Genomic DNA, 22,655 nt, shown 5'->3' with positions numbered 1-22,655 from the left:
CACAGCTCTTTTTTTTTCTAAAACTAGCGATTTATACGGTGTGCTATTTTGTGACATCACAATACTCCGGCGTATTTTAACTACCGATATTGTCTACAATATAGTCTTAAAGACACTCGGTTTCCAGCTCAATCAGCTCAAAATATTTGTATTAAAACATAAAATCTAGTAGTATAGCAATGAAAACTATAGATAAATTAAGTAGTTTTTTTATAGCTGCAAACGGCCAAACCATTCATTAAAATAGCATAGACGCTGATGATGACAAACTGAGGAATGATGTCTGAAAAACCAGAACCTTTAAGCATGACCATTCGCATAACTTCAACGAAATATCGTATTGGATTTATCAGTGTGCTATTTTGTGCCCACTTAGGCATGCTTTCAATTGGCGTAAATAAACCACTCATCAGGATGAAAATCACCATAAAAAACCAAGCGATAAACATGGCTTGTTGTTGCGTATCCGTATGATTAGAGATAAAAAGTCCTATTCCTAAAACGAGCAGTAAATAAACCCCTGTAAAAAGGTAAACGAGTAGCATATTGCCCAACATGGGAACATTAAATACTACTTTTGCAATTATTAAACCGACCGTTAAAATAACCAATCCCAATATCCAGAAAGGAAATAGTTTTCCAATTATAAATTGGTGTTTTTTTATAGGAGTTACATTTATTTGTTCCAATGTTCCTAATTCTTTCTCTTTAACGATATTCATAGAGGATAAAAACAACGTTAGCATTGTTACTAATAAAACTAAAATACCAGGTACCATAAAAGTTTTGTAATTGAGCGTTTTGTTGTACCAAAAAGAAGGTATAACAAGAAGGCTTTCTTGAACTTCTGTGAGGTCAGATAAGTACGTAGACTCTGTTTGAATTTTGCTATTGAATGTAGTTATAATTTGCGTTACATAAACATTTTCAATGCCTGCCGTAGCTGCATCAATCGCATTTATAGTTACTGAAACACTTGTTTTTTGTTGCTTTTGCAGGTCTCTGTTAAAGTGAACGGGTATGTTTACAATAATATCGGTGTTCCCTTTTTGCATTTCTTCCACTGCTTCTTTTTCAGAAAAAAAAGAAGCGGTACTTTTAAAATAAGAAGAAGCCCTGAAGGATTCAATTAGATTTTTAGAATCAGAACTTTGATCGTTGTCAACAAAGGTTATGTTGATGTTCTTGACATCAAATGTAGCCGCATTAGATAAAATTAGTAACTGTAAAATGGGTAAAATAAAGATTAGCTTAAGCATGTTTTTATCTCTAAAAATTTGCTTAAATTCTTTTTGTACGATGAATAGTATTGTTTTCATTTGTAACTATTTAGATTATCTGTAAGCCAATTTTTATTCTAATCTTATTTTATATTTTTTTATACTTAAAGCGATAAAAAACACAGTCATTCCTATTAATATTAGGGTCTCTTTCCAAATATATTCGATGCCAACTCCCTTGAGCATGATCGCTTTTATGATAATAATGAACCATTTTGCAGGAATAATATTGCTGATAATTTGCATCGGTAGTGGCATACTGTTAATAGGAAAAATAAATCCCGAAAGAATAATTACCGGTAGCATTAAACCCATTAAGGAAAGCATCATAGCAGTTTGCTGCGAGTTTGAAATGGTAGAAATTAAAATGCCTAACGAAAGTGCAGAAATAATGAATAGAATACTTTCAGACAGCAAGAGAAAAAGACTGCCATTAATAGGCATTTTGAAAACAAAAAAACCAAGTAATAAAATTACAATAGCATTAATAATGGAGAGGAATATGTAAGGGAATACTTTACCTATTATTACTTGAAAAGGTTGGATTGGAGACACTAAAAGGATTTCCATCGTGCCTAATTCTTTTTCACGAGTAATAGAGATGGACGTCATCATGGCAGAAACGAGCATTAAAATAACGGTCATGACACCTGGTACAAAATTAAAAACACTTTTGAGCTCGGGATTATAAAACATCCTTGTTTGCACTTCAATGTTTACCTGATTGTTTTTCGATTGCTTTTTTTGGGCTTGATAATTTTGAATTACTGCTGCTGTATAATTGGCGATAGTGTTGGCCACATTTGGTTCTGTGGCATCAGTAACGACTTGTACAACGGCTACTTTTTTTGTCTCTAAATTTTTGCTAAAGTGAGGTTCAAATAGGAGAACAGCTTTGATTTTTCCTTTTTTAAATTCTGATGCTATGTCCTTTTCATTATCAATTTGATTTTCGATGCTAAAATAGGGCGATGCCTTTATTTTATTAATAATGCTTTTTGTTTCTAGGTCTTTGGAATGATCTAAAACAGCTATAGTAACATTTTTAATTTCGTTAGTAATGGCAAAACCAAAGAGCAAAATTTGTGCAATTGGCATGCCAAACAGAATGAACAAGGAGCGTTTGTCTCTAAAAATATGGTAAAATTCTTTTCTAATAAAACCTATAAATCTTTTCATATTATGTTTTTTTAGCTGTAAAATTCGCAACGGTTTACGCAAATTACGCGAGTTTTTTTATCTCACAAAGTCGTACTACTTCAATCGAAATATTATTCTATATTTCGAGCTAATTTTAGAAATACATCATTCATCGAATCGACCTTAAATTGTTCTTTTAGCTTTTTTGGGGTGTCGAGTGCTTCAATTTTGCCTGCGACCATTATAGAAACCCGGTCACAGTATTCGGCTTCGTCCATATAATGCGTTGTCACAAAAATGGTGGTTCCTTTGTATGCCTGAGTGTATATCATTTCCCAAAATTGCCTTCTGGTAATTGGGTCTACACCACCAGTTGGTTCGTCTAAAAAAACAATTTTTGGCTCGTGTAATAAAGCCACAGAAAAGGACAGCTTTTGCTTCCAACCCAAAGGTAAGGATCCTACTAAACTGTTTATTATATCCTCGATTTGCAATTCTGCGACTAATGCGGCTGTTTTAATCTTTATTTCAGCTCTTGATAATCCATAAATACCTCCAAAAAAAACGATATTTTCTTTTACTGTCAAATCATCATACATGGAAAATTTTTGACTCATGTATCCAATGTTCTTTTTTACCATTTCTGAATTGGATTGCACATCAAAGCCAGCCACATTGGCTTCGCCAGATGTTGGATTTGAAATTCCAATCAGCATTTTCATGGCAGTCGTTTTTCCAGCGCCATTTGCTCCTAAAAACCCAAAAATTTCTCCTTTATAAACATCGAAAGAAATAGCTTCTACAGCTGTGAAATCACCAAATTTTTTAGTTAAATTTTTTACTGTAATTATTTTTTCTTTTTCCATTTTTTTTTTTTTTTTTTTTTGGTAAGAGTTGCGAGTCAACTGCTTGATATTCAATTCTGTTCTTTAGTTCGGAACCGTTAAATTACAAGTCCATAAAAACATCTTCGATAGCAATTTGAGCCTGTTTAATTTTGATATCGGTATGGTTTTTATCTTTTAGGTATTTTTCCAACTCTTTTCTGTCAAAGTTGTTTTCCTGATCTGTGTAATGAACGAATTCTCCAAAAGCATACACACTGTATTGACTTGGATAATTTTTTAAATCATGAATCAGTGAATGAGTATTTTTTGTGGCAACATCGTAAATCGTTTTGTCATAGTTTTTAATTATATTTTCAGGGGAGTCTATTTTTAAAACTACGCCATGCTGAATCAGTGCAATGCGATCACATAACGAAGCTTCATCCATATAGGGAGTTGAAACTAAAATGGTAATGTCTTGCTGCTGCAATCGTTTCAGCATTTCCCAAAATTCTTTTCGGGATATAGGATCAACACCAGTTGTAGGTTCATCTAGAAACAAAACTTTAGGTGCGTGAATTAAGGCACAACACAACGCTAATTTTTGTTTCATTCCTCCGGATAATGCACCGGCTCTCCGATTTTTAAAAGGTTCTATCTGAATGTAAATATCTTTTATTAATTCGTAATTTTCCGCAATGGTAGTGCCAAATAGGGTAGCAAAAAAGGTCAAGTTTTCTTCAACTGTTAAATCTTGATACAATGAAAATTTACCAGGCATGTAGCCCACTGCACTCCGAATCGATTTGTAGTCTCTTACCACATCAAAGCCCATTATGGCTGCACTTCCTTCATCAGCAATTAGTAGCGTTGTTAAAATGCGGAAGAGGGTGGTTTTGCCAGCTCCATCCGGACCTATTAAACCAAAAAGTTCTCCTTTCTTTACCTCAAATGACACGCTGTCAACTGCTTTTAGATTTTTGTATGATTTTGATATGTTTTGAACTTTGATACTCATTATTTTATCAACAAAAAGTTACTTTCATCAATAGCATCTACCTTGTGTTTTACATTTTCTTCTATTTTAACGTAAGCTCCTGATTGTAAAGGAACAACAAGTCCATTCTCATTGCTAAAAACAGCATTTCCAGAGACACACACTAATAAAGCGGGGACTTTTGTGAGGTGTTCTTTCAGTTGTTCTCCTTTTGCTATTTGCAAGGAAATTACTTTTTCATTTGGTTCAAATAGTACGGTGGTTTGAACGGCTTTATTGTCGGGATGTAAGTCTTTTAAATTCATTTTTTTAGGATTAGAAGTTATTTTTGAATATTTGATTTTGATACGAATTGTTTGGTGTTATTTAATCCACATTTCGGCTGGCATTCCTATTTTTAGACTACCGTCATTTTTAACTTTGACTTTGATCGCGTATACCAGATTGACTCTTTCTTCTTTAGTTTGGATGATTTTTGGCGTAAATTCTGCTTGTGCAGCAATCCAGGAAATAGTTCCTTTGTAGGATTTCATTTCTTTCAAACCATCAATTTTTACGGAAACTTCTTGTCCAATTTTTAGTTGAGGTAATTGCATTTCGCTTACAAAAACGCGCAACGTCATTTCCGATATATTGGCAATTTTATACAAAGGTTTTCCAAAAGCAGTGATTTCATCAGGCTCGGCATATTTAGTCAAGACCGTTCCTTTGATTGGATTTATAATTTTACTTTTTTGAATTTGATCATTTATTTTCTCAATTTGTATCTCAATTGATTTCAAGTCACTAATAATAGGTGCGTTTTGCGTGCCAACACCTTTTATTTGCTCTTGGATTACCTTGACTTTTCCGTCAACTTCATCTACTTGACGTTTAGTAGCTGCATTTTCAGCATACATATTATGGATTCTATTTTTTTCTAATTGAGTTGCTTTGAGTTGTTCAATTAAAACACTCTTTTGGGACAATACAGTAGCTGATTTTGACGAAACTGTATTTTTTGAAGCAATCAATTGTTGTTTGCTCAAATACAACTGTAAAGTATCTACTAAACCAACTTGTGTTTGTGGTTCTACTACAGCTCCTTCTTCCACGGTTAAGAATTTAATTTTTCCATTAGCTTCGGATGAAATGGTAATTTCAACTGCTTCAAAGTTCCCATAACCATCCGCTTTTTCCCTGTTTTTAGAACAAGAAATTAATCCTATCGCAGCCAAAAGTAGTACGCTTGTTTTTTTCATTTTTAAATATTTTTTATTTGCCACTGATTATTTCAAAATTAGATTTGGCTAATGATAATTGAACTTCATGAGTTTTTAGACTATTTCTTGCTTCAAATAAGTTGGTAAATTCTACAAGATATTCAGAGGTGGTGATTACCCCGTTTTTCATTTGTGCAGTAGAGGATATAACAATTTTTTCACGTACTTGGATTAATTCGCTGTCAGTTTGTAGAAGTTGTTCTGTTTTTTTAATTTCGCTGTCCATCTCTTGCAGTTCTATCTTGTTATTGATTTCAAATGTTTCTTTTTCGGACAAAACGATTTCTTTGGCGACATCTAATGCTTTTTGATCTGATTTGTTTTTTCCCCAATCAAAGACATTCCAATTGGCTTTTACGCCAACCACATAAAAAGGTTGAAAAGAATTATCTAACATATTTAAACCTGGATTTCCGTAACCCGCTTGACCAAAAGCATTTATTTTTGGAAGAATTGATGTAGCGATCGTAATTTTAGAAAGTTCTAATTGCTGATTTTGTAAGTCATAAAAAGCAATTTCAGGTCTGCTGCTACTCGTGTTATTAGGATTAAATTGAGGTTGTGTTACTATAGTTTCTGAATTTATCTCTGTAAAAGTTAATTCAGAAAGATTTTTTATCATTTTTATGTTTTCAAATTTTAGCGCTGTCAATTGCTGTTTTGTTTTTAGTATTTCTGCCTCCAGAATAAGCTCCGATGCAGGAAGAATGGCACCAAATTTCACTCCGGATTTTACCTCTTTAACCTTGGATAAAAGCAATTCGTTTTTAGACAACAGCAACGCTTTCTTCTCTTGAATTAGCAGTATTGAAAAATAATACTGATTGATGCGGCTTTTCAATTGATATAAAGTCACTTGAATTTGTTGCTGTTGTGTTTTGGTTTGTGCTGCTTTCAATTTAGCATTGGCATCAATCGTTCCGCCATTATAAATAAGTTGATTGATATCTAATGTGGCTCGATATTGGTCCTTGTTTAAGGGCGTTACGCCAGACATTGCGATAGGAAATCCTATAACCTCTGACTGATAAGTCGCTTGTGCATTCATATCGATTTTTGGAAGTTTTCCTTTATTTAATGCGGCCACTTCATAAGCTGACTTTTGCTGCAGTAATACCGTTTGTTTTGCCATGGGATAGTTTTTAGTAGCTAAAGCATAGCACTCCACCAATGTCAAAGTTGGTTGTGCATTTGAACTTATTGATAGCAGGAATAGCAAGAGTAGAATTACCTTATTTTTCATATTTTAAATTTTAATTGCGTTAATAATAAAGTCGGCCACATGGGCTTTACGATCCTGTAATAGTTGCGTGTAACTTTTTTTATCCACATTTAGGAGTGCCATCAGTAGGGGTTCGCCTAGAAATGGAAATAGGTTTAATGCTATAATGTTTATGAATAATTGTTCAGCTTCGATAGGTTTTATTATCCCTTCTTTGATAGCATCGGTCACTTGCTGTTTGAATTTGTCTATAGTTGGAAAATTTTCCTGTGAACGAAGTTTCATTACAAAGTCGGGATTTTTGTTTAATTCTTGAATAACAAAATTGGGTAAATACGGATGTTTGATTACAAATGTGATATAGCTATCTGTAAATTTTGTTATTTTTTCAAATAAATCACTGTCATCATTCAATACTTTGTTTAGTTGCGGTGCCAATAAAGAGAAGGCACTTTTGAAAACTGCTTCAAATAGTAGCTGCTTGCTTCTATAATAATAATGCAATAAGGCTTTGTTGATCTTAGCTTTATCTGCAATCTCTTGCATTCTAGCTCCATCCATTCCTTTTTGTTGAAATATTTCTTTAGCGGCATTTAATATTTCTATTTCTGTATTTTCTAATTTTTCTTTGGTCATCTTGTTTAATTATATGGTTTAACCATTTGGTTAACAAATATAGGAAATAATATCAATTTAAAAACTTTTTTTTGTAACTATTTATTGGGTAGTGTTGTAATGATGTGTAAAGCAGCTCTTCTAGTAGACCCACTTTATTTCACGTATTAAGTAGCAAGCGGATTAGGACATGAGTTTTAACACTCGCGCACTCTATTTTTGAAGCTCGTTCATAACTCCTGACGATTCCTTTTTATTCCCAAAATATAAATTCCTAATTTGCGGCTTCAAATTAGTAGCATATAATGAAAGTCTGTATTGCCGAAAAACCAAGTGTAGCACGCGAAATCGCATCCGTATTAGGAGCTAATACGAAACATGACGGATATTACGAAGGCAATGGCTATGTTGTGACGTACACTTTTGGTCATTTATGCACCTTAAAAGAACCAAATGATTATAAACCGCATTGGAAAAGTTGGGATTTGAATAACCTACCTATGCTTCCTGAAAAGTTTGAAACCAAAGTGGTGGAAAATTCTGGTATTCAAAAGCAGTTTAAAATTATAAAAAGTTTATTTGACAAAGCAGATTTGGTCATTAACTGCGGCGATGCAGGTCAAGAAGGAGAACTGATACAGCGCTGGGTGATGAATGAAGCCAATTATAAAGGCGAAGTGAAACGTTTATGGATTTCGTCCTTGACTACCGAAGCGATTAAGGAGGGTTTTGAAAATTTGAAGCCATCGACTAATTACGACAATTTATACTATGCTGGGTTTTCCAGAGCCATTGGCGATTGGTTATTGGGTATGAATGCGACCCGTTTGTACACCGTAAAACATGGCGGATACAAACAAGTACTGTCTATTGGTCGGGTACAAACCCCTACATTAGCTATGGTAGTGGATCGATTTAAAGAAATCGAGAATTTTAAACCACAACCGTATTGGGAGTTGCAAACTTTATATAGAGAGACGCTTTTTAGTTATGAAGAAGGACGTTTTTTGAAAAAAGAGGATGGGGAACTTTTGGCTAATAAAGTCAAAGAAAGTGAGTTCGAAATTGTCTCTATCGAAAATAAAAAAGGAAATGAATTTGCTCCAAAACTTTTTGATTTAACGGGTTTACAAGTGTACTGCAATATTAAGTTTGGATTTTCAGCGGATGAAACCTTAAAAATTGCTCAAACCTTGTATGAACAAAAAGTGGTCACCTATCCCAGAGTCGACACCACCTTTTTACCAAATGACGTTTATCCAAAAGTAGCTGGAATTCTTCAAAAGTTAACTAATTATTCAGTAGTAACGGAACCGCTTTTAGGAAAGAAGATTATAAAATCTACTAAAGTTTTTAATGATAAAAAAGTAACGGATCACCATGCAATTATTCCAACGGGGATTCAAACCAATTTGCAGTACAATCAGCAACGGGTATATGACATTATTACCAAGCGATTCATTGCGGTCTTTTATGACGATTGTCTGGTAGCGAATACAACAGTAATTGGAAAAGCGGCTGATGTACCATTTAAAACCACAGGAAAAGTAATCTTAAAAAAAGGATGGAGAATCGTTTTTGAAGATCCTGCTACTAAAGAAAAAGAAGTCGATCTATTGCCTAATTTTGTCGAAGGTGAAAAAGGACCACATCAACCGTCTTTTTTAGAAAAGGAAACCAAACCACCCAATCAGTTTACAGAGGCGACATTATTACGAGCCATGGAAACGGCAGGAAAACAAGTAGATGATGAAGATTTACGCGAATTGATGAAAGAAAATGGAATTGGACGACCATCAACCCGAGCTAATATTATTGAAACGCTTTTTAAACGCCAATACATCGTTAGAAATAAAAAACAGGTCGTACCAACGCCAACAGGGATTAGGCTGATTGATACCATTCAAAATGATTTAGTAAAATCAGCTGAGTTGACGGGCTCTTGGGAAAAGCAATTGAAAGATATTGAGAAGGGTACGTATAGCGCTGCTGGATTTATCAACAACATGAAACGTATGGTAGAAGCCTTAGTGTATGAAGTGCGAAGTGAAACTACGCGTGCCAATATTTCGCATGCCAGTAATATCCAAAAAGAAGTCGTTAAAGTCGCGCAAAAGAAAGCAGCAGGAATTTTAGCAGCAGCTTGTCCAAAATGTAAAAAAGCAACGCTCATTAAAGGAAAATCTGCGTTTGGATGTGGCGACTATAAAGCTGGTTGTACGTTTCTATTGCCGTATAGTTTTGCAGAGAAAAAAATATCCGAGAATCAATACCTGCGATTACTACAAAAAGGATCTACCGTAAACTTGAAAGACTTTAAAACGGATGCCGGCGTAGTGGAGGGTTTGCTGCGTTTTGACGAAAACTTCCAACTCAAATTAGAACCTAAGAAAACTTTGGCGAAAGCCGTGCCAGACGAATTAACCTGTCCAAAATGCCAAAAAGGAACGGTTATTAAAGGAAAAACGGCTTATGGTTGTAACCACTATAAATCGGGCTGTGATTTTAAAGTGACTTTTGATGTGGTTAGAGAAAAATTGAAAAATAAAAAACCTACTAAAGAACTAGTTTATACTATTTTGAACGAAAGTATTTAATACCAATTGTGGATTTGATATACTTGTTTTGTGTCTTAATAGTACTGTTTTTTCCTTAATTTCTGGTTTTTATTAAGTTGCAATTTCCAATTTAAATTTTCCAAATCAAAACTCTTTAAGTGTCTAATTTTTTGCTGTTGATGAGGTTCCTTCCTGCTAATGATGGGAACTAAAACCACTAAAGAATAGCTATACTATATAAAATTAAACCTAAAATAGCGACCGAAGTTGCCTTAGTATGGAATTCTTTTAGAGACTATAATTACTTTGCATCATTGCCCATTTTATACCTTGGCAGATTAATCTCATGTGCTCTAGGATATGGTTCCCGACTCGTGCTACTCACATCTTCCTTTATGCGTTGTTGGGTCAAGAACTGATGGTCCTTAGCATCAGAATATCGTGGGTCAGGAACAAAAGGCAGCTTGGCCATTTTGAGAATAGTTAGGGTAGGGAAGTGGTAATCGACTTCAACGGTTCCCAAGAGCAAGTAACAGCCTCCGCCTTGAAAAGGATACTGTTGTAAATTATCAGGGAAATGAACGGTGTCAAAATAAGTGCCTTCAAAATCGACCCAAGTGCCAAAATACATCGTGCCTCTAACGGTGGGAACTTGTTTTCTCGAAATTAGATAGGCCAGCATGCGCACTTGCTTTTTGTGATGTTGAAGTAAATGCTGTGCCATTACATCGCCTCTATACGTGCTTTGTAACAAATCAAAAGGAGTAAAAGAGGTTGGGAATCCTAACAGTTCAATTTCGTCAAAAGCGTCTTCAAAACGAGAACGTTCTAATTTAGGCAATTGGTATTCCTTCACCGATTCCTGCAACAACAACATTTGATGATCCGATGGAGCCGAATTAAACAGTAAACTCGCCAATATTAGCAATTGGTTTTTGGTTTTACCTGTTTCCCTAAAAGCGCCTATAAAAATTAATAGTTTAAGACTTTCCAAACCTATAGCAACCCGATTGCAAAAATCCTCTAGTGAAAGATAATCGCCATTACGGTTGCGCTCTTTGACGATCGCTTCTGCGAGTTTTGCCGCTAAACCTTGCAGGTGCATAAATCCTAAATAAACGGCTTCTCCGTATAAAGTTGTCGTAAATTCACTTTTATTAACACACGGATTGTAGATGGTAGCTCCTGCCATTCTCGCCTCATGAATATAGACTTCGGTTCTATAAAAACCGCCTTGGTTGTTGATCACGGCTACCATGAACTCAATGGGATAATAGACTTTTAAATACAAACTCTGGTAACTTTCTACGGCATAAGAAGCGGAATGTGCCTTACAAAACGAATAGCCAGCAAACGATTCTATTTGTCGGTAAATTTCTTGGCTAAGTGTTTCTGTGTGTCCTTGTTTTGCGCAACTAGCAAAGAAATCATCTTTTACTTTTTGTAATGCAGCCAGCGAACGCCCTTTGCCACTCATGGCCCTTCGCAAAATATCGCCATCAGCAGCGGGTAGTCCTCCAAAATGCAATGCAATTTTAATCACATCTTCTTGATAGACCATAATTCCGTACGTTTCTCCTAATTGTTCTTCAAAAACTGTATGGAAATATTCAAATTGATTGGGATGGTTGTGCCTGAAAATATACTCTTTCATCATGCCTGACTTGGCTACTCCTGGCCGAATGATAGAGGAAGCGGCTACTAATGTTTTGTAATTATCACATTTCAAACGGCGCAACAAACCCCGCATGGCTGGACTCTCAATATAAAAACAACCTATGGTGTTGCCTTTTGCTAAATAAGTATTGGCTTTGGCTTCATTCTTAGAAATACTCGTATCCCGAATATTAATGCGAATTCCTCTGTTTTTAGCTACCAATTTTACCGTGTCATCAATGTGACCAATGCCGCGCTGACTCAAAATATCAAACTTTTCAAAACCAATCGCTTCTGCCACGTGCATGTCAAAAAGCACGATTGGGAATCCTTTTGGCGGCATTTCTAATGGCGTATAATTAGTAATCGGCTCTTCTGAAATGAGGATTCCACACGAATGCATGCTACGTTGGTTTGGATATTTTTCTAATAACATACCGTACTCTTGTACCTCTTTGACTACGCTATTGCTTTGTTGTAGCCGCATCGGATTCTTAGCCAAATGATCCAGTTCCTCTTTGGGTAAACCAAAAACTTTACCAACTTCTCTAAAAATCGAACGGTATTTGAATTCGACATTGGTACCACAAAAAGCCACGTTTTCGTACCCATACCGATTGAAGATATATTCTAAAATCACATCGCGCTCTTGCCAACTCCAGTCAATATCAAAGTCGGGTGGACTCTTGCGATTTTCATTCAAAAAACGCTCAAAATATAAGTCTAATTCTATCGGACAGATATCGGTAATTCCTAAACAATACGCAATAATCGAGTTGGCGCCACTTCCTCTACCAATGTGCAAAAAACCACGGCTATTGCTGTACCGAATGATATCCCACGTAATTAAAAAATAACCACTAAATTGTAAGTCATCAATCACTTTTAGCTCTTTTTGTACTCTGGCTAGAGCTGCCGCGTGATCTTTTCCGTACCGCCATTGCATCCCTTGATGGGCTAATGTGGTCAGTAATGCAATATCACTTTCCTGAGAATTAGTGTAGTATTTTTTGTTCTTAGGCGATTCAAAATCAAATTGAAAATCGCAACTGTCAATAATCGCTTGTGTATTGGCAATTATTTGTGGGTAGTCTTTGTAAACGGTTAACAAACGCTCCTCTGAAACCATAACTTCATACGGTGTTGCTATATCCGAATCACCGAGTTTAGACAACAAAATATTAGTGTCAATAGCGCGCAGAATTTTATGAAGTTGGTATTCTTTTTTGGTTCGAAAAGTCACCGGTTGCAGGACAACCATTTTTTCGAAACTACCTTTGTACCCAAAAAGTTTTCCTACTTCTTCGGGACGTATTCCAATATATTCGTTAGTCTTTAATTCCGTTGGTGCATTGGCGAAAGCATAAATAATGACAACCGATTCAAATTCAGGTGCCACCATTGGCAAAGGAATATTCTTGAAATTATGATGCGTTAAAAAACGATTCATTTCTGCCAATCCACCCGCATTTTTGGCCAAACCGATATAGCGAAAATCATTCCCAGAACGAAAGTCAATCCCTATCAAAGGTTTAATGTTTACTTGTTTGCAGGCAGTTATAAAATCGTAAATTCCCGTTACGGTATTAATATCAGTGAGGGCCATAGCGCTAACCCCAGAACGAACCGCCTTCTCGATGAGGTCGTCAAGGGGAATCGTGCCGTAACGCAACGAATGGAAAGAATGACAATTGAGGTACATGATTTAGGATTTACGTTTAAGAATGGTGTCTTTCGTATTGGGTTTCATAGCGGCACCGGCGCAACGCATAACCGCATCAAATCCGTAGCGGCTTTTCATTTTATCCATTGCGGCATAAAGAGAGAGCATTTCTTGGGTGTCTTCAAAAAGATCAATTTGATAGGTGCCTCGAACCAAACCACTAAAACGAACGCCTACCAATCGCAACCGCATTCTACGTTGGTATAGCGCATCAAATAGGCTGAGTACTTTTTGCGTAAGCAAATGATCCGCTGAGGTATAGGCAATTTTGCATTGCTTAGTCTCTGTATCAAAATTAGCATACCTGATTTTTACGACCACTGTGGAGGTCAGCCACTCTTCGGAACGCAATTGAAACGCTAGTTTTTCGACCATTCCAGACAATATCGATTTGAGGTGAGCAATATCAATGGTGTCTTGTACAAAAGTATGTTCAGTAGCAATCGACTTGCGTTCCGTGTACGGTTCTACAGGATTGTTGTCGATACCATTGGCTTTTTTCCAAATTTCCACACCGTTTTTACCAATCATGCGTTGCAAAACTTCAGCTGGCATTTCGGAGAGGGTTTGTATGGTTCGAATGCCAATGCGAGACAACAACTGAAAAGTCACATCACCTACCATAGGAATTTTCTGGATTGATAACGGATTCAAAAAAGTACGCACCTGATCTTCGGGTATGTCCAAATGACCTTTAGGCTTACCTTCACCACAACCAATTTTGGAGACCGTTTTATTTATGGACAGGGCAAAACTGATTGGTAATCCCGTTTCTTTCACTACCCGTTGCGCGAGTTCTTCCGTCCATTGGTAACAACCATGAAAACGATCCATTCCTGTAATATCGAGATAAAACTCATCGATACTTGCTTTTTCCATAACAGGTGCTTTCTCTTGAATCACTTCGGTTACGGTATGCGATAATTGGGAGTAGCGCTCCATGTCGCCTTTAATTACCTTGGCTTGCGGACAAAGTTTGAGCGCCATAGATGTTGGCATTGCGGAGCGTACCCCAAAACGCCTCGCTTCATATGAACAGGAGGCCACAACACCACGATCACCTCCACCAATAATTAAGGGAATTCCTTCTAGTTGCGAGTTGTTCAAGCGTTCACAAGAAACAAAAAAAGTATCCAAATCCATATGTACAATTGCACGTGCCATTTCATTTCTTTTTAGGGTACAAAATTAGTACAGATGATAACATTTTTTAGTATATTTGTTGTTACAAATTATAACAAAGTCGTTATGTCCTTATTTTCAGACAATATCAGAGCCTTGCGCGTAAAGCACAAAATCTCACAAGAAAAAGTATCCGAAAGCCTTATGATTACTAGAGGTCGCTATGTGAAGTACGAAGATGGAACTTCGGAGGCGCCCTATGAAATCCTGAAGAAAATCGGGCAGTATTACCAAATCAGTATTGACTTATTACTGTCCGTTGATGTGCGGAAAATTGAGATAACTGACTTGTTAAAACTCGAAAATAACCGACTGATTTTACCTATTCAAGTGGATAAAATGGGTGAAAATCGCATTGAAGTCGTCACCCAAAAAGTAAAAGCAGGATACCTGAATGGATATGCCGACCCCGAATATATCGAGCAATTACAACAAATTTCTTTGCCGTTTTTAGGTGTGGGTAAATACCGTGGTTTTCCTGTTGAAGGGGATTCTATGCCACCACACCAAGATGGTGATATTATTGTGGGAAGTTACGTAGAACATTTGGGTGAAGTGCTAGATGGTAAAACCTATATTCTGATTACGAGAAGCGAAGGAATGGTATACAAACGCCTTAATAAAAACAAGAAAAATGCCTTAGTGGTAGCATCAGATAATTATTTCTATCCGCCGTATGAAGTCAAAGCTTCTGATATACTTGAAATTTGGGAATACCAATGTAGTATTGCCCGAAGTGACAAACGAACCGAAGCACTGGAAAGTGATACGATCAAAAATATGTTTGTCGAATTAAAGAAAGATCTAGCTGAGGTAAAAAACAGTATTGGTTTAACGACTTAAACGCTGCATTGAGATTTAAACAGGATCACTTCGAGCGCAGTCGAGAAGCTCCAAGTAGCATACAGTGAATTTATGAATCTCAATCAAAATACTGTCACTTCGAGCACAGTAGAAAAGCATTACTTAGTATAAAAATGAAAAAACAAGAATACGCAATAGTAGATATTGAAACCACAGGCGGAAATGCCACTCACAGCCGCATTACTGAAATAGCGATTGTCATTCACGATGGTGAGAAAGTGATTGATCGTTGGGAAACACTGGTAAATCCTCAAAAGGATATACCGCCAGCCATCTTTGCATTAACAGGTATCACGAATGAAATGGTTAGTGAAGCGCCTATTTTTGATACTATTTCGAATACTATTTTTGAAATGCTGACTAACCGAATCTTTGTAGCTCACAATGTGAATTTTGACTATTCCTTTGTCCGTCATGAATTAGAACGAGCAGGCTTAAAATGGACTGCAAAGAAATTATGTACGGTAAGAGCCGCAAGAAAAATCAGACCCGGAATGTTGTCTTACAGTTTAGGACGGCTTTGTAGCTCTTTGAATATAGATTTAGAAAACCGCCACCGTGCGGGAGGTGATGCTGATGCTACCGCCATTCTTTTTACCCGTTTATTGGAGTGGGATACCGAAAAAGAAATGGATAAAATGATTAAAAAAATAGCTCCAGATCAGCGATTACCACCTAATTTACCACGAGAGGACTTTGATCAATTACCTGATAAACCAGGTGTCTATTATTTTTATGATGAGCATAAAAAAGTGGTGTATGTAGGCAAAGCGTTGAACTTAAAAAAACGAGTGGCATCTCATTTTGGAGGGCATAAAATTACACCTCAAAGGCAACATTTCTTGCGAGATATCTACGCCATTACGTATGAAGTTTGCGGTACAGAGCTGATGGCTTTATTGCTCGAATGCAGTGAGATAAAACAGTTGTGGCCCATTCATAATAAAGCTTTGAAACGTTTTGAACCAAAATTTGGATTATTTGAATACGAAGCAAGAAATGGATACCGGTACTTGGCAATAGGAAAACTAGCCAAAAATCAACATTGTCTGGAAACTTTTGATACCATTTACGGAGGAATAAATGTACTTCAAGAATTAGCCAAACAATTTGAAATTGATCATAGATTTTGCAAATATGGAAGCATGTCAGATGGGGTTTTTTCGTTGCAAAACGATACAGAAGCATTACCTGAAATCGATGTGCACAACGATGCAATTCAAGCAGCAATTGATTTTTATTTAAATAGCAGACCCAGTTTTGCCATTATTGACAAAGGAAGAACAACTGATGAACGCAGTTGCATTTGGGTCGAAAAGGGGCATTTTTATGGTATGGGCTATCTGGATTCAGACCTAGTAATTACAGATCCATCCCAAGTCAAAGAATACTTGACGGCTTATAAATCAAATCAATATATCATGCAGCTCCTCTTTTCTTTTGCACAAAAGTATCCTAGAACAGTTCATATTCAGAAAGAGGACGATAATTTTGTGGTGTTTGAGTAATCGTAAAAATGTGGTAAATAACAATTTATAGCAATGCTAAAAAACAGTCACTTTATGCTATCAAGAAGAATTCCATGGGTTTCCACATCATACAAAGTTAGCCTTAAATATAGAAAAGTACTTTGCTCAAAAATTAAGGACAAATAGGAATTTATTGCATATACCAATAATAAAAAATTAAACAAAAAAGGGAATTTGTTGAATTGGTATCCGATCGCAATTTACAATCTCAGCTATCGAACCTCCATAATAATCAATATGTTGTCTTATAGTTTCTTAATAATGAAGGGAAGTGCGTTATTTTACAATAAAAAAACGGATGATTTTCCAATCATCTCATCCAGTGGAGTGACTGAGGAATCAATCGAGCACTTAATTCCAATATTAATATTTTTTGAGAGTTTAAAATAATCTAAATTTCAGATTTATTTTAAACTTCTTGTGCTTGCTAAATTTGCAAGTCTAATCTCTATAATTTAAAAATACCTATAATTAATTTTGTTCCGATCTTGAAATTCTAACTTCCAGAGCTGTCGAATTCTAATTATTTACACTGTTGTTACTTGATTAAATATCTCATTCATTTGGATGTTTTTTCTTTTGGAACACTTGATTATAAGCGTGTTCCATTTGTTCGATTTCATCATCACTTAGTTCCTTGTAAAAATCACGTTTACGACTAGCCAGCTTTCCTTTGTTCTGATGAAGAAACACAATCATGCGATCAACTTTATTATCGGGCATATCTACTATGTTTTGTATATCGCTTCTAAGTTCATCATAGCATTGAAGAAAATGCAGTTCTTCTGGAATATCGTTAGTAATTGTAGCTTGTATTGCTCTTGCCAAAAACACGGTATGATTGGTTAAGTCTGGATATCGGTAAATGGCTTCTATTTCGGATGCATTATTAACAAACATCTCTCCAGCATCGTTAAGATCATATTTTACCTTGCGTTCAATCAATTTTGAAAGTAACTCTAAAGTAGTGTCGTATTCATCCATATGGGCAAGTATTTGAGCAGAAACAGGAAGTATCGTTCCGTTAGGTACAATACCGTCACGTACCAGGATATCATGAATAAGAAAACGGTGAATTCTTCCGTTACCATCTTCAAACGGATGGATATATACATACCCAAATGAGACCATTGCAGCTTTTATAATCGTTTTGGTCGAAATGTTTTTTTTATTTAAGTCTATTATCCCTTGCATCAGAGATTTTACATATTGTGGTGGTGGACATACATATCGTATTTTCTGTGTATAGTCTCTCATTGTTTGACCAATATAGTTTTGAAAGTCCCTAAAACTATCATCTGCATATCTTTGGTCAACTATGACGTTTTGTAATCGTACCAATTCCGTTTCCGCTAATGATTCCTCAAAAGATTTTTGTCCTGCTTCTTCCAGTAATGCTATGAACTTTTCCATTCTATCTTGAGATGGTTCTTCTTTCTCTATTTCGCTTGAAGTTTTTGATTCTTTTTTATAAAGGAAATAGCTTGCTCGTTTAAAAATTTCTGGAGAGTATTCGTGTTTTAGATTTTGAATAGCTTCTTCAATATTCCAATCGAGTAACGCGCTAAGTTCGGTGGTTCTTCGTATTATTGGGCAGAATTTGTTTTGCCCTATAAGATTATCGTTTACTTTCCATTTAGTTATTTTGGTTATATCTCCAGTTATATATCGAGATGAGTTCAATATATTCTCGTAATTAGTTGCAGTAACATCAACTTCAACAGATTTACCTCCAGTAAACTCATACAAGTAACCAATTATTCTTGGATATTTTCTATTTGGATTTTCTTTGATGTAGTCACTAATAGTTTGGTGGCCAACAGAGGTGAAAATTTCCTTGATTAATGCGAGGTTAAAATCATCATATTTGAGAGCGAATTCTAAATGAGTCATTGGGAGGTCAATATTTACATCATATTTCGATTTGAATGTTCGTATAACCGAATTTATTGAACTTAATTCGGTCTTATCCGTTGTTCCAATATATGATTCGTGCGTCAGTTTAAATCCTTGAATATGCAGTTTTTCCTGAAGCCATGTAAATCCAACTTTTTTCATTTACTTTCTATTTTTTGGGGTAATTTTAATTTTGTAAAGGTAAATTTAGTTTTTATTATTTAATAAAGGGTAAATTTAATTTATTTTAACGCCGAACTATTTTATTATTTGCTTTTGAGGTAAAATTGGTTTCGCAAGAGTAAAATTAATTTTGAGAGTTAATTGAGGGGTAATTTTAATTTATTTAAATCTTAAATAAAAAAAAATGGAAGAAGTTTATGCAACTAGAAATGAATGAGAAACATATATATTCAACAGGTTTCTTTCAGGCTTTTGTAGCGGTATTAGAATCTTTCTAAGCTTAATTAGAGAATATTAATCCTTTGGTAACTATTTGCAAACTTTTTTTTCACAGATGAAACGGAGTTTATCAATTTAACAGTTACTAAATCGATACTAAATTTATGTTCGATTTAGAAAAAAAAATGACGCTCATTGTATTCCAATGGCGTCATTTGACATTTGTGGAGTCGCCGAGAATCGAACTCGGGTCCAAACAAGCAACTAAAAAGCTTTCTACGCGTTTATTTCCTGATTGAGTTTTCGATAGTGTGCTAGGCCAGAAACAGCCACACGCTACTTATCTTCTTAATTTTGAAATCCACCCGAAGCTCATGGAAATCTAGGTTTATTTTTACGGTTCTCCTAAACTGAACGCCACAAACCAAGGCTTTCAAGGAGAATCCAGCTTTCCTATCTGATAGGAACGTGGCTTAATCGTACTATAATTCGGATTATGCAGCTAAAGCGTAGTTATTTTCGCCGTGTAAAATGGTAAGATCTTATATTTACGAGCAAGGTCTCAATGCTCGACGTGCTTACTTATCAATTCGACTTGCTGTCAAAACCAGTCGACCCCTTTTCTAATTTCAAAATTTAAACTTTAATTTTGAGTTTGCAAATATACACTTTTAAAGTTGAATTTGTAACCATAAATTTTAAAGGCAGTGTCAAAAATCATACCTTCATTATTCGTCTCGTAATTTGAAAGGATAATCTCCAAACAAAACGGCTAATTTCCGAACGTCATACGTTTTACGAGTAAATTTATTAGATAGTGCGATTATAGTGACCCCTTCTTTTTGCAAAGTAATATAGGAAGATGTGTTTCCATGCCACCAACCATTATGGAAATAAAAATTTTGTCCAGTTTCCCAATTCACCATTCGAATTCCAAGACCATAATTTTTGGTTCCTTTGCGTTCGTTGCTGTATCCTTTGTATACCATAGCTTGCAATGCTGGTGTTAAAAAAGTAGCACTGTTTCTAGCTCTATCAAATTTTAATAAATCCCTTGGTGTACTATAAATATTTTTATCTCCATAAACGGCGTCTAAATAATCTTTTCCTATCTCCACTTTGTTTCCTTTATATGAAGTAACAGCAGAATCTTTATCCTTATCATAGTCAAAAACATATGTGTTTTTCATTCCTAACGGTTCAAAAATGATTTGTTTCATCGCCTCTTTGAATGGAAGTTTTGTTATTTTTTCCACTATTAGGGCTAACATGGCATAATTGGTATTGCAATAACTAAAACGGGTATCTGTTTTGAACTCTAAACCAATATCTTTGGTTGCCATAATCGTCAGGATATCTTGATTGGTCAGTATATTGTGCCTGTCCCAAACCGTTTTGTCACGATCTGTAAAATAAGCATAATTACGCATGCCGCTTCTGTGATTGAGCAATGTTTTTATAGTAACATCTGGATAAGGAAATTCCTTGAGAATGGTGTTTACCTTTTGATCTAGTTCGATTCTTTTGGCATTGACTAATTTCAAAATAGCGGTGGCTGTAATGACTTTACTGACTGATGCAAGATGCAGTGGCGTGGACTTAGTAATTTCTATTTTATCTCTAAAATTAGCATAACCTTCGTATTTTTCATAGATAATCTGACCGTTTTTTGCTACCAGAAAACTACCATTTGCACTATTATTTGGCCAATTTTTTTTGTAAAAAGAGTCAATCTCTTGCTTTTTTGAATTAATATACGCGGCAGTAAGTTTGGGCTCAGGTTTAGATAAAGGCTTCATCTTAGGCAATGTACTCTTTGGCAGTTGAGCATCATTTATTTCCACTTTCTTTTTCTCTTTGGCGCAAGAGCTTAATATCAAAAAGAGCAGGAATATATGTAGTATCTTTGTTTTTTTTATAAAATTCATTTCTGTGGTGCTAGAAAGGCAAATATATAGAATCAATGTCTTTGGATTCCCTGTTTTTTTAAACCTTAACACTATTTTACCAGAAACTTTTGATAACAATTTTTGTATCATTATGTGCGTCAGTGGATAGTGGAATTACAAGTTGTGGATTTAATTAAAAAATAAATTCAATTTCGTTTAAATTGTTACATTTGTAACAAATCAACACAATAAAGTTAAATTATATAATTTTAAAGCGCGCAAGAGATATGAAAATTGGAATTTTAAAAGAACGAAAAAATCCGCCAGACAGAAGAGTTGTTTTCTCACCAAATGCAGTAACAAAGTTAAAACAGCAATATCAAAATGTCTCCGTTATGGTTGAACGTTCTGATATTAGGATTTTCACCGATTCTGAATATGAAAATCTTGGAATTGAAGTTACAGCTGATATCAATGATTGTGATGTACTGTTTGGAGTGAAAGAAGTACCCGTAGAGAATTTGATACCCAATAAAACTTATTTTTTCTTTTCACATACCATCAAAAGACAGCCCTACAACAGAAAATTACTGCAAGCAATTTTAGCCAATAATATTGATTTGTACGATTATGAAGCTATCGTAGATGGGGAAAACCGCAGATTAATTGGTTTTGGAAGATACGCTGGAATTGTGGGAGCTTACAATAGTATTCGGGCTTTTGGAATAAAATTCGGATTGTTTAAATTACCAAAAGCAGACACACTTTCAGATAAAGAGGCACTGATTGCTCATTTGAAAAGATTGGTATTACCGCCTTTAAAATTTGTGATTACTGGAACTGGTAAAGTAGGTAATGGAGCTAAAGAAGTTTTAGATGCTATTAAAATAAAGGAAGTATCCATTGAAAATTATTTGACAAAAAATTATTCGCAACCCGTTTACACCCAAATTGATGTATTGGAATACAACAAGCGCAAGGACGGACAGGTTTTAGACTTTACTGATTTTTATCAAAATCCAAAGGATTACATTTCTGATTTTGAAAAATTCACTAAAGTGTCCGACATCTATATCACAGGACATTTTTATGGTAATGACGCGCCAGTGATTCTTACCCAAGAAATGTTGAAAGCGAATGACTGCAAGATTAAAGTGGTTGCCGATGTTTCTTGTGATGTGAATGGTCCTATTGCTTGTACGCTCAGATCCTCTACGATTGCAGAACCTTTATATGGATATTTACCTACCGAACATAAAGAATCAGATGTTTTTCATCCTGCAGCAATTGTTGTCATGGCCGTGGATAATTTACCATGCGAATTACCAAAAGATGCCAGCGAAGGATTTGGTGAAATGTTCTTGGAACACGTAATTCCAGCCTTTTTTAACCAAGATAAAGATGGGATTCTGAAAAGAGCTAAAATTACCGAGAACGGTAAGTTGACTCCAAGATTTAGTTATTTGCAAGAGTATGTAGATGGGAAATAAGTCTCTTTTTTAAAATAAATTATAAAACCTGCCATTTAAAGTTGCAGGTTTTTTTATGGTTGCACAGGAGTAAACTATTTTTTGTTTTTCAAACATTATAAATCTCTTAACACCATAGAATTT

16 protein-coding genes and 1 other RNA gene are annotated in these 22,655 nt (G+C 35.3%); 4 read left to right on the top strand and 13 right to left on the bottom strand.

All coding sequences use genetic code 11. From position 1 onward, the window contains the following. Positions 1–197: 197 nt before the first annotated feature. From BUA03_RS13490 to BUA03_RS13455, 8 genes are all read right to left on the bottom strand, one after another. Positions 198–1,319 carry an ABC transporter permease gene (locus BUA03_RS13490; RefSeq protein WP_066076581.1) on the bottom strand — a complete coding sequence of 374 codons (1,122 nt, stop codon included), beginning with the start codon at positions 1,317–1,319 and terminating at the stop codon, positions 198–200. A gap of 33 nt (positions 1,320–1,352) precedes the next feature. Then, positions 1,353–2,459, bottom strand: coding sequence for an ABC transporter permease (locus BUA03_RS13485; protein WP_066076578.1), 1,107 nt, complete (start codon positions 2,457–2,459; stop codon positions 1,353–1,355). Positions 2,460–2,551: 92 nt separating this feature from the next. Beyond that, on the bottom strand, positions 2,552–3,286 hold the full coding sequence (locus tag BUA03_RS13480; RefSeq protein WP_072675750.1) for an ABC transporter ATP-binding protein: 735 nt from the start codon (positions 3,284–3,286) through the stop codon (positions 2,552–2,554). A gap of 82 nt (positions 3,287–3,368) precedes the next feature. After that, a complete protein-coding gene (locus tag BUA03_RS13475) occupies positions 3,369–4,265 on the bottom strand; it encodes an ABC transporter ATP-binding protein (protein WP_175542107.1) in 897 nt (298 codons plus the stop codon). Further along, a complete protein-coding gene (locus tag BUA03_RS13470; RefSeq protein ID WP_066076569.1) occupies positions 4,265–4,549 on the bottom strand; it encodes a cupin domain-containing protein in 285 nt (94 codons plus the stop codon). Before BUA03_RS13470 ends, BUA03_RS13475 begins: the two co-directional genes overlap by 1 nt. Before the next feature lie 57 nt (positions 4,550–4,606). Then, the gene (locus BUA03_RS13465; RefSeq protein ID WP_066076566.1) at positions 4,607–5,485 is read right to left on the bottom strand and encodes an HlyD family secretion protein; all 879 of its coding nucleotides are present in this window, start codon (positions 5,483–5,485) and stop codon (positions 4,607–4,609) included. A 13-nt stretch (positions 5,486–5,498) separates the two neighbouring features. Then, the gene (locus BUA03_RS13460; RefSeq protein WP_066076563.1) at positions 5,499–6,749 is read right to left on the bottom strand and encodes a TolC family protein; all 1,251 of its coding nucleotides are present in this window, start codon (positions 6,747–6,749) and stop codon (positions 5,499–5,501) included. A 3-nt stretch (positions 6,750–6,752) separates the two neighbouring features. Continuing rightward, the gene (locus tag BUA03_RS13455) at positions 6,753–7,364 is read right to left on the bottom strand and encodes a TetR/AcrR family transcriptional regulator (RefSeq protein ID WP_066076560.1); all 612 of its coding nucleotides are present in this window, start codon (positions 7,362–7,364) and stop codon (positions 6,753–6,755) included. Between the two features lie 284 nt (positions 7,365–7,648). Between BUA03_RS13455 and BUA03_RS13450 the strand changes: the two genes are divergently transcribed. Further along, a complete protein-coding gene (locus BUA03_RS13450; protein WP_066076557.1) occupies positions 7,649–9,940 on the top strand; it encodes a DNA topoisomerase 3 in 2,292 nt (763 codons plus the stop codon). A 262-nt stretch (positions 9,941–10,202) separates the two neighbouring features. Here BUA03_RS13450 and BUA03_RS13445 read toward each other — a convergent pair whose 3' ends face one another. Continuing rightward, positions 10,203–13,259 carry a DNA polymerase III subunit alpha gene (locus BUA03_RS13445; protein WP_066076552.1) on the bottom strand — a complete coding sequence of 1,019 codons (3,057 nt, stop codon included), beginning with the start codon at positions 13,257–13,259 and terminating at the stop codon, positions 10,203–10,205. Between the two features lie 3 nt (positions 13,260–13,262). Next, the gene (gene dinB, locus BUA03_RS13440) at positions 13,263–14,444 is read right to left on the bottom strand and encodes a DNA polymerase IV (protein WP_066076549.1); all 1,182 of its coding nucleotides are present in this window, start codon (positions 14,442–14,444) and stop codon (positions 13,263–13,265) included. 84 nt (positions 14,445–14,528) lie between these two features. Here dinB and BUA03_RS13435 point away from each other — a divergent pair, with 84 nt between their 5' ends. After that, on the top strand, positions 14,529–15,305 hold the full coding sequence (locus BUA03_RS13435) for an XRE family transcriptional regulator (RefSeq protein WP_066076545.1): 777 nt from the start codon (positions 14,529–14,531) through the stop codon (positions 15,303–15,305). A gap of 134 nt (positions 15,306–15,439) precedes the next feature. Continuing rightward, positions 15,440–16,834, top strand: a complete 1,395-nt coding sequence (locus BUA03_RS13430; protein WP_066076542.1) for an exonuclease domain-containing protein — start codon at positions 15,440–15,442, stop codon at positions 16,832–16,834. A 576-nt stretch (positions 16,835–17,410) separates the two neighbouring features. Here BUA03_RS13430 and BUA03_RS13425 read toward each other — a convergent pair. The 3 genes from BUA03_RS13425 to BUA03_RS13415 all read right to left on the bottom strand — a co-directional run bounded on the left by BUA03_RS13425 (position 17,411) and on the right by BUA03_RS13415 (position 21,081). Beyond that, positions 17,411–18,913: a Fic family protein gene (locus tag BUA03_RS13425; protein ID WP_082854267.1), complete on the bottom strand. Its 1,503-nt coding sequence runs from the start codon at positions 18,911–18,913 to the stop codon at positions 17,411–17,413. A 462-nt stretch (positions 18,914–19,375) separates the two neighbouring features. Then, positions 19,376–19,772: a transfer-messenger RNA gene (gene ssrA, locus BUA03_RS13420) on the bottom strand. A gap of 109 nt (positions 19,773–19,881) precedes the next feature. Next, positions 19,882–21,081, bottom strand: coding sequence for a serine hydrolase domain-containing protein (locus BUA03_RS13415; RefSeq protein WP_066076539.1), 1,200 nt, complete (start codon positions 21,079–21,081; stop codon positions 19,882–19,884). A gap of 248 nt (positions 21,082–21,329) precedes the next feature. On the opposite strand from BUA03_RS13415, the gene BUA03_RS13410 reads away from it, so the two are divergent. Continuing rightward, positions 21,330–22,532: an NAD(P)-dependent oxidoreductase gene (locus tag BUA03_RS13410; protein WP_066076536.1), complete on the top strand. Its 1,203-nt coding sequence runs from the start codon at positions 21,330–21,332 to the stop codon at positions 22,530–22,532. Positions 22,533–22,655: the final 123 nt, after the last annotated feature.

The sequence above is a fragment of the Flavobacterium fryxellicola genome (assembly GCF_900143245.1).
Taxonomy (GTDB): Bacteria; Bacteroidota; Bacteroidia; order Flavobacteriales; family Flavobacteriaceae; genus Flavobacterium; species Flavobacterium fryxellicola.
Note: the sequence above shows the minus strand (reverse complement) of the source record. Positions and strands in the feature narration are given on the sequence as shown.

Excerpts from the sequence above, each read along its gene's own strand:
- BUA03_RS13480 (WP_072675750.1), bottom strand. The coding sequence starts at position 3,286 with ATGGAAAAAGAAAAAATAATTACAGTAAAAAATTTAACTAAAAAATTT.
- BUA03_RS13470 (WP_066076569.1), bottom strand. The coding sequence starts at position 4,549 with ATGAATTTAAAAGACTTACATCCCGACAATAAAGCCGTTCAAACCACC.
- BUA03_RS13435 (WP_066076545.1), top strand. The coding sequence starts at position 14,529 with ATGTCCTTATTTTCAGACAATATCAGAGCCTTGCGCGTAAAGCACAAA.
- BUA03_RS13430 (WP_066076542.1), top strand. The coding sequence starts at position 15,440 with ATGAAAAAACAAGAATACGCAATAGTAGATATTGAAACCACAGGCGGA.
- BUA03_RS13485 (WP_066076578.1), bottom strand. The coding sequence starts at position 2,459 with ATGAAAAGATTTATAGGTTTTATTAGAAAAGAATTTTACCATATTTTT.
- BUA03_RS13450 (WP_066076557.1), top strand. The coding sequence starts at position 7,649 with ATGAAAGTCTGTATTGCCGAAAAACCAAGTGTAGCACGCGAAATCGCA.
- BUA03_RS13475 (WP_175542107.1), bottom strand. The coding sequence starts at position 4,265 with ATGAGTATCAAAGTTCAAAACATATCAAAATCATACAAAAATCTAAAA.
- dinB (WP_066076549.1), bottom strand. The coding sequence starts at position 14,444 with ATGGCACGTGCAATTGTACATATGGATTTGGATACTTTTTTTGTTTCT.
- BUA03_RS13445 (WP_066076552.1), bottom strand. The coding sequence starts at position 13,259 with ATGTACCTCAATTGTCATTCTTTCCATTCGTTGCGTTACGGCACGATT.
- BUA03_RS13460 (WP_066076563.1), bottom strand. The coding sequence starts at position 6,749 with ATGAAAAATAAGGTAATTCTACTCTTGCTATTCCTGCTATCAATAAGT.
- BUA03_RS13465 (WP_066076566.1), bottom strand. The coding sequence starts at position 5,485 with ATGAAAAAAACAAGCGTACTACTTTTGGCTGCGATAGGATTAATTTCT.
- BUA03_RS13410 (WP_066076536.1), top strand. The coding sequence starts at position 21,330 with ATGAAAATTGGAATTTTAAAAGAACGAAAAAATCCGCCAGACAGAAGA.
- BUA03_RS13425 (WP_082854267.1), bottom strand. The coding sequence starts at position 18,913 with ATGAAAAAAGTTGGATTTACATGGCTTCAGGAAAAACTGCATATTCAA.
- BUA03_RS13455 (WP_066076560.1), bottom strand. The coding sequence starts at position 7,364 with ATGACCAAAGAAAAATTAGAAAATACAGAAATAGAAATATTAAATGCC.
- BUA03_RS13490 (WP_066076581.1), bottom strand. The coding sequence starts at position 1,319 with ATGAAAACAATACTATTCATCGTACAAAAAGAATTTAAGCAAATTTTT.
- BUA03_RS13415 (WP_066076539.1), bottom strand. The coding sequence starts at position 21,081 with ATGAATTTTATAAAAAAAACAAAGATACTACATATATTCCTGCTCTTT.